This is a genomic window from Streptomyces sp. NPDC000941, from assembly GCF_053599555.1.
Map to the genome: position 1 here is coordinate 74357 of NZ_JBSFMM010000017.1, position 8989 is coordinate 83345.

Sequence of the window (8989 nt, forward strand, 5' to 3'; positions counted from 1 at the left end):
GGATGCCGAACCAGCGCGTACCGGTGTGGACCGGCGCGTGGTTCCGCCCAATTCCCAGCCCGAACATCGAATGGGGGATGCGTCTGTCATGGACGTAACACGTCGAACACTTCTCCGCGGCCTATCCGCCGCTCCGCTCGCCGCGGCGGCCGGAGGCCTGGTACTTCCGTCCACGGCGCACGCGGCTTCTTCCGAGGCGGCGTCGCAGTTCCGGGTGTCGATGCGCGAGCACCCGCTGGAGCCGACCAGCTACACCTATCCCTCGGCGATCGCCGGCCTCGCCAACGAGCTCGCTGCCGCACCCCTGGTCCAGGAAGTGCTGCGGAACGCGGACCGCAAGGCAGTGGCGAATCCACACTGGCCCGCGGGGACCAAGCCGAGCAGGCTCGCATACTCCTTCGGCTGGGACCCGGAGAAGAACGACGGCACCACTGGGCAGTGGTATCCGCAAGGCGTCTCCAGCAGCTACGACGCCTACCACGGGCCGATTCCGGGCACGAACACGGACGCGGAGAAGCAGGCGGTCCTGGTGTCCTGGTACGCGAAGGGCGCCAGCTGGAACCGCGGGGCGCGCGTCACTTTCGTCGATGTGACCGTCCCGAGCAGGCCGCGATACCGACACGTCCTGCTCGTGGAGCCGAAGAAGTCCGCCGGTGAGCCGTATGACTTCTCACCCGTCGGGGTCCACGCGGGAGGCATCGCCTGGTACGGGGACAGGCTCTACCTCGCCGACACGCGTGGCGGCTTGCGCGTGTTCAACGTCAACCAGATGTTCAAGGTTGACACGCCGCCGAAGAACTGGTGCGGCTACCGCGCCATGGACAATAAGTACTACGCGTACGACTGCCAGTACGTGCTCCCGCAGAGCCGCGCCTACGACAACGCGGGAGCGGCACTCATCTACTCCCAGGTCTCGGTGGACCACACGACCGCGCAGCCCTCCCTTCTGGTGAGCGAGTTCCGCCGCAGTGGTAAGTGCCGGGTCGTGCGCTGGTACATGAACCCCCAGACCAGCTCCATCACGTCTGAAGAGGCCGTGGGACAGCGGACGTTCAACCGTCTGAAGGTCCAAGGGGCGGTCAGCGTGGACGGCAGGTACTACTTCTCGGTCAGCGATGGCCCCAACAACCGAGGAAGTCTGTACCGGTCCCGACGCGGCAGGAACACACCCATGTGGCACGGGTACCTCTCGATCGGCCCCGAGGACCTCAGCTACGACGGCGACCGGGACGGCATCTGGGGGCTCGGCGAGTACCCACACAAGCGCCGCGTGTACGTGGTGGGCCGCTGAGCCACGACCCGTCGTCCGTGAGCGTGGCTCCGCCCCGGCTGAGCCACGCTCACTGCTCTCACTGCTCCAGGTGCGCCAGCGCGTCCGCGCCGCTCTCCGCGAAGAAGACCAGCTCGCTGAGCGGGAGGGGCAGGAAGCCCTCGTCCTCCATCCGCTGGAACTGCTGCTTCAGCCCGTCGTAAAAGCCCGCCGTGTTGAGCAGCACCACCGGCTTGATGTGCAGGCCGTGCTTCTTCAGTTCCAGGATCTCGGTGGCCTCGTCCAGCGTCCCCGTGCCGCCCACCATGACCACCACCGCGTCCGCCCGCGCGAGCAGCTGCGCCTTGCGCTCGGCGAGATCCTTGGCGATCACCATCTCGTCGGCGTTCTCCCTGGCCTTCGCGGACAGGAACTCCACCGATATCCCGACGAGCCGCCCGCCGCTCTCCTGCACCCCGTCCGCCATCACCTTCATCAGCCCGACGTCCGACCCGCCCCACACGAGCGTGTGGCCGCGCTTGCCGATCAGCTCGGCGAACTCGCGGGCGGGGGCGGTGTAGCGGTCGTCCAGGTCGGCGGCGGAGCAGAAGACGCAGATGTTCATGCCCGCCACTCTACGGTCCGGGTCCGACAGCACCCCGGATCCGCGCGGCTGATCAGGCGGCCAGCGCCGCCATGGGTGTCGGCGGAGTCTCGCCCCAGGCCAGCTCGAACCACACCGTCTTCCCGCCGAGCCCAAAGGGCTCCTCGCCGATGGCACAGCCACCCCACCGGTCGGCGAGTACGTCGAGAATGAACAGCCCCCGGCCGTTGTCGAGCTCGGCGCAGGGCTTGAACGGTTCGGGGAGCTCGGGATTGGTGTCGGTGACACTGACCCGCAGCACGGGGTGCGTCCACAACAGCCGTACGGACGCGCAGTCGTCGGAGTAGCGGACGGAGTTGGTCGCCAGCTCGGAGGTGAGCAGCGAGGCCAACTCGACCAGTTCACGCAGCCCGTGCGCGGTCAGTACGGCGCGCAGGGTGGCCCGTACGATGCCCGGGCCGCGGGGGTCTCGGGGGAAGCGGAGTTCGTACTCCCAGGGCTCGGTGAACAGCAGCGGTGGTGGATGCGGGGTCACGTGGCACCTCCGGTGGGCGTTGTGTTCGCCGTCACAAGCTAGAGCACAGCAACTCACCTGTGATGCGTTCTCCGCTATCGAGTGAATTTGTAGTCGCTCACTCGACCCTCGGAAATCTCGCTGCCAGACTCCGTATCCGGGCAAGAAGAGAGGACCCATGGCAGCAAGAAGCGCCCCTACGGGCCGTCAGCGTCGACTCGCCGCAGAGATCCGGCGCATGCGCGAGGAGGCCGGCATCACCGTCCAGCAGGCTGCGGCGGTGCTTGGAGCGGACCGGACGATGGTGGCCCACATCGAGGCTGCTCGGACCAGAGTCAGCGAGGAGCGGGTTCGTCAGCTCGCATGCAACTACGCGTGCCCGGACCAGGCTCTCATCGAGGCGCTCGCCTCCATGACTCGCAACCACCGGGACGAGTCCTGGTGGGAGGAGTACCGGGGCAAGCTTCCGGACGGCTTCCTAGACGTCTCCGAGATCGAGCACCACGCCACGCGCATCCGCACCGCCCAGACGGTCCATCTGCCTGGCCTGCTACAGACCGAGGAACACGCCCGCGCGATCTTCGATCTTTCTGTGCCCAGTCTGCGACGTCTGGACGTGGAACTGCGCGTCGCACACCGCCTGGGGCGCCAGGGGATCTTCGATCGAGATGAGCCGACCCCCTACGTCGGCATCATTCACGAGGCCGCACTACATATGCAGTTCGGCGGCCCGGATGTGGCCCGACAGCAGCTCGAATTCCTGGCCGACGCCGCAGACCGTGACAACATCACTCTGCTGGTCATCCCGTTCAGCGCGGGCAGCTTCTACGGCGCCGGACAGTCGATCCTGTATGCGGAGGGACCCGTACCGCAGCTCGACACCGTGCAGTTGGACACGGCGTACGGTCCCCACTTCACCGACGCCCCGACTCCGCTCGCCAACTATCGTGCTCTGCTGGACCTGATGGAGGAGTCAGCGCTCCCTCCCGATGAGTCGCAGAAGCTCATCCGATCCATCGCCCGCGACATGTGAGAGGAACCCATCAGTGGACCAGCACACCTGGCAGCGGTCATCGTTCTGCAGCGGCGGCGGCAACAACTGCATGGAGGTCGCGGCGGACGGCAGCCGCATAGCCATACGCGAAAGCGCCGAGCCTGATGCCGTCCTGACCGCCGACCGAACCGCGCTGCGCGCGTTCGTCGTCGGCGTGAAGGACGGGCGCTTCGACCGGCTGCTGCGCCGCTAGGCCCAACGCCGCACGGCAAGCCGGGCTGACCGAGTGCGGGAGCACATACGCACAGCTACCCTGGCAGAGGCCAGGACACGAGGGGAGGGCACACCATGACGGCGCAGATGGAGAGCCCAGTGCAGACCGAACAGATGCGGCGCTTCGAGGAGTTCGACGCGGCGTTCCCGGACTACCACGCCGAGATGATCGATGGAGAGGTTTACGTCAGCACCGTGGTTACCAGCTCTCACGGGAACATGGTCCTCACCATCGCCTCCCAGCTCGTGTCCAAGTGGTTTGTCATGACCGAGGTCGACACCGTCTACGGAGGGTGGCACGGCACGACGCTCCTCCGGCCGGACATCTCCGTCGCCGACTCTTCCTACCGTGGCAAGCACCTGGCTAAATTCCCCGCCGACGAAATCATCCTCGCGGCCGAGGTCGTCTCGGAATCCAACCCCGAGAACGACACAGTGAAGAAGGTCAGCAAGTACGCCCTAGCGGGCATCCCGTACTACTTGATCGTCAACCCGATCGTGGGCAAGTGCCTGCTGTACTCGCTCCCCAGCGGGGAGCACTACCGCGCGTCATTGGAGACCAATTTCGGTGAGCCCGTACCGATCGGAGAACCGATCGGCACCACCCTCGACACCTCGGCGCTCTTTACCTACTGAGGAGCCGAACGCGAAATGGACCAATACACCTGGCAGCGGTCATCGTTCTGCGGCAACGGCGGGAACAACTGCGTAGAGCTCGTCGCAGACGGCAGCCGCATAGCCATTCGCGAAAGCTCCGAGCCCAACGCCGTCCTGGCCACCAACCGCACCGCACTGCGCGCGTTCGTCGTCGGCGTGAAGGACGGGCGCTTCGACCCCCTGCTGGACCGCCGGTAGCCGACGCGGCAATACGACCATGGGCCCCGGTGCGGACGCGCACCGGGGCCGCTCGCATGCCTCGGCTCACGCCGATGAGTGACGCGCATCACCCAGATGACCCAGCAAAGTGACCTTCCAGCCCCATAAGCTGCCCAATACGCGTACCGGAACCATTTAATCCGCTTCCCCCACACGCGGCAGCGGTCACGACGACCGTTTACGCCTGATCAGGACAACCGTGGGCTGGGAGAGAACGTTGAGATCACGACGGATATGGGTAACGGCTGCCGCGGTGACAGCCGGCCTGGCGGGGGTGCTGGCCTTCGAAGGGCTGGCCGATGGCTCGGCGGATACCGGAAGGGCAGCGGGTTCCGGACCGGTCAAAGCCGCCGTCCACCGTATCGCCTTGAAGCCCGGCACGGACGGGGACGTGACGCTCGGAAATCGTTCCACCGAACCCTTCAGTCTGCTCGGCGTGAGCTGGACCAACCCCAGGGCCAAGGCGCCCAAGAAGGTCGAAGCGCGCACCCGTGACGCGAAGACCGGTACGTGGTCGCAGTGGTTCACCGTGGGAAACAACGACGCCCGGGGGGACGTCCCGACGAAGGGCGAGCGGGGAGCGACCGAGCCCTACTGGGTCGGGCCTTCCAACGGCGTCCAGTTGCGCGTTCTGGCGGGCAGCAAGACCTCGGCCGCCCTGCCGCACGGTCTGCGCCTCGATCTGGTGGACCCCGGAAAGGCCGCCACCGCCGACCCCGCCCCGGCCGCGTACACCCTCGATGACCCCTCCGCCACCGCCTCCGCCTCGGACAGCGCGACGCCGGCCGATACGCCAACCGATACGCCGGCCGGCACGCCCACAGACACAGCGACCGAAACCCCCACCCCCAGCGACACCCCCACCACGGCAACGGACTCCCCCTCGCCGAGCGACACGGTGACGGCCTCACCTTCACCGAGCGACACGGCGACGGCCTCACCCTCGCCGAGCGCCTCCCCCACCAGCGGGCCGCCGTCCACCGTGCCCGAGCCGCCGATCGTCTCGCGTACCACATGGGGCGCCGACACCACGGGCATCACGCCGGAAGACCCTCCGACGTACAACACTGACGTCAAATCGGTCTTCGTCCACCACACGGACGGGACCAACGACTACAGCTGCGCAGACTCCGCCTCGATTGTGCGTGGCATTTACATCTACCACGTCAAGACCAACGGCTGGAATGACGTCGGGTACAACTTCCTGGTCGACAAGTGCGGCACCATCTTCGAAGGCCGCGCGGGCGGCGTCGATATGCCGGTACTCGGCGCGCACACCTACGGCTGGAACCGCGAGAGCGCCGGTATCGCCGTTCTCGGCAACTACACCTCCACCGGCGCGTCCACGAACGCACTGACGTCGATCGCCCGGCTGGCCGGATGGAAGCTCGGCCAGTACGGCGCCGACCCGGCCGGCACCGTCCAGCTCACCGCCGGAGCGACCCAGAAGAACTACTTCGGCACCAGCTACACGGCCGACACGAAGTACACCTTCAACCGGGTCTCCGGACACCGCGATGGCTACAACACCGAGTGCCCCGGCAGCTCGCTCTACGCCCAGCTGCCCACCATCCGCGGCTGGGCAGCCGGCCCCGTCGCCGGTTTGAAGATCACCTCGGTATCCGGGGCCGGCCTGTACAACTCGGCCTACTACACCAAGGCCGGCATCACCGTTCACTGGTCGGCCACCACTCCCGCAGCCCTGATCAAGAGGTACGAGCTGCTGGTCGACGGCAAGGTCGTCGCCACCACCTCCGGCACCGGCACCTCCGCGTCGGCCACCCTGGCGCTGGGCACGCACAAGGTCGCGGTGCGGGCCGTGCACCAGTCGGGGAAGACGGCGACCACCGCCGCCACCACCGCCATCGCCGAGACCACCGCCCCGACCTTCACCACGGCACCGAAGCTCACCCTCCGCACCGGCACGGTCAACACCACCGCCGTCCCGGTCCGCCTGGACTGGAAGGCAACCGACAACGCCGCCCTCCAGAGTGTGAAGCTGCTGTCCCCGACCACCGCGACGTTCGGCCCGACGACCACCACCTCCAACCGCACGGCCACGTCCGGCACCGCCTCCACCTGGTCCATGCGCGCCTACGACTACGCGGGCAACTACCGCACCTCCTCGCCCTCCTACACGCCCGTCATCCTCCAGGAGTCCTCGGCGGTGAAGTCCGGTAGCTGGACGACCAGATCCTCCACCAGCTACCTGGGCGGCAAGTCGTACTCGAGCGGCAGCAAGGGCGCCAGCCTGACCTGGACCTTCACCGGCCGTTCCGCGGCCTGGGTGGTCTCCCGGGCATCGACCTCCGGCCAGGCGTACGTCTACGTGGACGGCATCAAGACCGCCACCGTCGACCTGCGCTCCTCCTCGACGATGTACCGCAACGCCATCTGGACGAAGTCCTGGTCCACCAGTGCCAAGCACACCGTCAAGATCGTCGTCGTCGGCACCAGCGGACGTCCGACCATCACCTCCGACGGCCTGGTCTACATCAAGTAGCCCAGCCGCGCCCGGCCCGCGAGAGCGGGGCGCGGCCGATGGGGCGCGGTCGATGGTCGGCCGCGCCCCGCTCCGTTCAAGGAATCACGTTCACAGGATCACGCCCGCCCACAGCGGCACATGGTCGGAGTGCAGGGCCTTCGTGGCGTCGGACCACGTCACCGCGACCGTGGGCGACACAAACAGCGCGTCCATCTTCATGCCGTTGTTGTGGGTACCCTCACCGGAGCGGCAGTAGGTGAACGTCGGCCAGCCGACCGGGCCCGGCGCCAGAGTCGATTCCTCGATCTCATTGCCGCAGGGGCTGTCGGCCTCCTTGAACTCCCCCTCCGCGCCGCGCTGATAACCCGGGGCGTAGAAGTGGTCGGCTACCGCCGAGAGCGGATCGTCATTGAAGTCACCCCCGAGAAGCTTGGTGTATCCGGGATAGGCGCCCTGGAGGATCTCGCGCGCCTTGGACGCCTCGGCGATGCGCAAGTCACGGTCGTCATACGTCAGATGCAGCGAGCAGGCGACCATACGCTTCGCCTCGGCGCGGACACACAGCATCTCGCGCCGCTCCTTCTCCGCGTACTTCCGTGCCTGTTCCAGGTCACCCATGCGTTGACGGTCGTCGATCACGTAGCGCGTCAGCGGGTAGGACTCGACCGGCTGGTCCGAAGCGACCCCGAAGACGTCCTTGCGGACGACAAGGCCGTTGCCGAACGCCACTCCGCCGTGCTTGCACGTGGCATCGGCGATCTGCTCGGTGGGCTTGTTCTGGTCCGGATCGCCGCGCTTCACCGCGTCGAAGAACACGGCGTACTCGCCGTCCTGGCCTCCTCCGCCGGCCAAGCGGTCGCGGAGCGTCGCGCTCCAGTCCGCGCAGCCCTCCTGGAGCGCCACGAAGGCCGGGCGGCGCTCCTGGATGCTGCGCACCAGCGCCTCGGGGGCCTCTATTCCCTTGACGCCGTGCTCGTCGTTGCCGCCCGCCATGTTGAACGTACCGATCTGGTACTCGGCCGGGTTCGGGGCCTCCGCCGCGGTGGCCGTGCCGCTGCCCGTCACTGTCAGCAAGAGGGCGGAGAGCAGGGGAACTGCCGCGACGCGGCAGACACGGGAGAGTGAAACGCGCACCACACAACCTCCATGGTCGATGACGACTGGTGCGGTCACGCTCTCCGGAGATGCCTTTGTCCGCCCCATTCCGACCGCGAAATCGCAGGTCGAAGGGCGGACAACGCGCTTTGTCCGCGGACATCTACGCCGATGTCTGCTCAGTGGGCGAAGGGCGGCTCGAAGCAGCCGGTCTCCAGGTACGGGCCGTTCGTCCGCACCTGGTAGTTGGTCTTCTGTACGAAGGCCGTGACGCAGGCGTCGTCATGGACGCGGAGGCCGACCCGGGCGCCCTCGGGCGTCACATAGTGGTCGGTCTCGTAGCGTGGTTCCATCCCCTTCACGGTGAGCGTCCCGCCGAGCCACTTGCCCCCGGCCCCGGTCCGCTCCTCCTCGTACCCGAGCTCCAGCATCGCCGCGCGCACGGACTTGACGTCCCACTTCTTCTCTTTCCAGAGCCGCCTGAGCACGGGCTCGATGCGGTCGGCCTCCTTGCGCGCGTCCTCCGCGCTGTCGACGGACATCTCACCGGGGCGGCGGCCGGCGTTGTTCTCGTTGTAGTGCGGGGCGCCGTCGCCCGCTCCGGGCTCCACGTAGGGGGAGGCTCCGGCGGAAGCCGGGCTGGAACTCGGAGGCGGGGGCGAGGCCGGGGCGCCGGCGGCCGGGTCCGTGCCGCGCTGCTCTCCGCAGGCGGTCAGGGATATCGCGGCGCTCAGGAGGAGAGCGGCTGCGGCGAAGTGTCTTCGCCGCTCACGCGTCGAGGTCAGCATGGGCATGACTCTGCCATCCGCTACGCGGTATCCGCGGTGAGTATGAGACAGCGACACGCCCGCCACACGGCGGGTGGGGGTCTAAAAAAAACCACAAAACAACAAACACGA

The 8989-nt window shown here is 67.4% G+C and carries 10 protein-coding genes; 6 read left to right on the forward strand and 4 right to left on the reverse strand.

Annotation, left to right across the window (positions count from 1 at the left end):
- The first annotated feature begins 88 nt into the window (after positions 1-88).
- Positions 89-1291: a hypothetical protein gene (locus tag ACWDSL_RS08945; protein ID WP_450483195.1), complete on the forward strand. Its 1203-nt coding sequence runs from the start codon at positions 89-91 to the stop codon at positions 1289-1291.
- A gap of 58 nt (positions 1292-1349) precedes the next feature.
- Here the strand turns inward: ACWDSL_RS08945 and ACWDSL_RS08950 are convergent, their stop codons facing one another.
- Together ACWDSL_RS08950 and ACWDSL_RS08955 are read right to left on the reverse strand one after the other, a co-directional pair.
- Positions 1350-1874, reverse strand: a complete 525-nt coding sequence (locus tag ACWDSL_RS08950; RefSeq protein ID WP_450483197.1) for an LOG family protein — start codon at positions 1872-1874, stop codon at positions 1350-1352.
- Between the two features lie 52 nt (positions 1875-1926).
- Complete coding sequence (locus ACWDSL_RS08955; protein WP_450483199.1) at positions 1927-2388, reverse strand: ATP-binding protein; 462 nt, start codon at positions 2386-2388, stop codon at positions 1927-1929.
- Positions 2389-2545: 157 nt separating this feature from the next.
- On the opposite strand from ACWDSL_RS08955, the gene ACWDSL_RS08960 reads away from it, so the two are divergent.
- The 5 genes from ACWDSL_RS08960 (at position 2546) to ACWDSL_RS08980 (ending at position 7013) form a co-directional block, all read left to right on the forward strand.
- Positions 2546-3400 (forward strand): helix-turn-helix domain-containing protein, encoded by an 855-nt coding sequence (locus tag ACWDSL_RS08960; RefSeq protein ID WP_450483201.1) that lies wholly within the window; start codon positions 2546-2548, stop codon positions 3398-3400.
- 13 nt (positions 3401-3413) lie between these two features.
- Positions 3414-3614, forward strand: a complete 201-nt coding sequence (locus ACWDSL_RS08965; RefSeq protein ID WP_450483203.1) for a DUF397 domain-containing protein — start codon at positions 3414-3416, stop codon at positions 3612-3614.
- Positions 3615-3709: 95 nt separating this feature from the next.
- Positions 3710-4270 (forward strand): Uma2 family endonuclease, encoded by a 561-nt coding sequence (locus ACWDSL_RS08970; protein WP_450483205.1) that lies wholly within the window; start codon positions 3710-3712, stop codon positions 4268-4270.
- 15 nt (positions 4271-4285) lie between these two features.
- A complete protein-coding gene (locus ACWDSL_RS08975; RefSeq protein ID WP_450483207.1) occupies positions 4286-4489 on the forward strand; it encodes a DUF397 domain-containing protein in 204 nt (67 codons plus the stop codon).
- A gap of 274 nt (positions 4490-4763) precedes the next feature.
- Positions 4764-7013, forward strand: a complete 2250-nt coding sequence (locus ACWDSL_RS08980; RefSeq protein WP_450483209.1) for a peptidoglycan recognition protein family protein — start codon at positions 4764-4766, stop codon at positions 7011-7013.
- Positions 7014-7103: 90 nt separating this feature from the next.
- On the opposite strand, the gene ACWDSL_RS08985 is transcribed toward ACWDSL_RS08980, so the two are convergent.
- On the reverse strand, positions 7104-8129 hold the full coding sequence (locus ACWDSL_RS08985; protein ID WP_450483211.1) for an endonuclease/exonuclease/phosphatase family protein: 1026 nt from the start codon (positions 8127-8129) through the stop codon (positions 7104-7106).
- Between the two features lie 140 nt (positions 8130-8269).
- Positions 8270-8878, reverse strand: coding sequence for a hypothetical protein (locus ACWDSL_RS08990; RefSeq protein ID WP_450483213.1), 609 nt, complete (start codon positions 8876-8878; stop codon positions 8270-8272).
- Positions 8879-8989: the final 111 nt, after the last annotated feature.

What these genes read in the sequence shown, in the direction of transcription:
- ACWDSL_RS08945 (WP_450483195.1), top strand. Translation starts at nt 89, where the DNA reads ATGGACGTAACACGTCGAACACTTCTCCGCGGCCTATCCGCCGCTCCG.
- ACWDSL_RS08950 (WP_450483197.1), bottom strand. Translation starts at nt 1,874, where the DNA reads ATGAACATCTGCGTCTTCTGCTCCGCCGCCGACCTGGACGACCGCTAC.
- ACWDSL_RS08960 (WP_450483201.1), top strand. Translation starts at nt 2,546, where the DNA reads ATGGCAGCAAGAAGCGCCCCTACGGGCCGTCAGCGTCGACTCGCCGCA.
- ACWDSL_RS08970 (WP_450483205.1), top strand. Translation starts at nt 3,710, where the DNA reads ATGACGGCGCAGATGGAGAGCCCAGTGCAGACCGAACAGATGCGGCGC.
- ACWDSL_RS08975 (WP_450483207.1), top strand. Translation starts at nt 4,286, where the DNA reads ATGGACCAATACACCTGGCAGCGGTCATCGTTCTGCGGCAACGGCGGG.
- ACWDSL_RS08990 (WP_450483213.1), bottom strand. Translation starts at nt 8,878, where the DNA reads ATGCTGACCTCGACGCGTGAGCGGCGAAGACACTTCGCCGCAGCCGCT.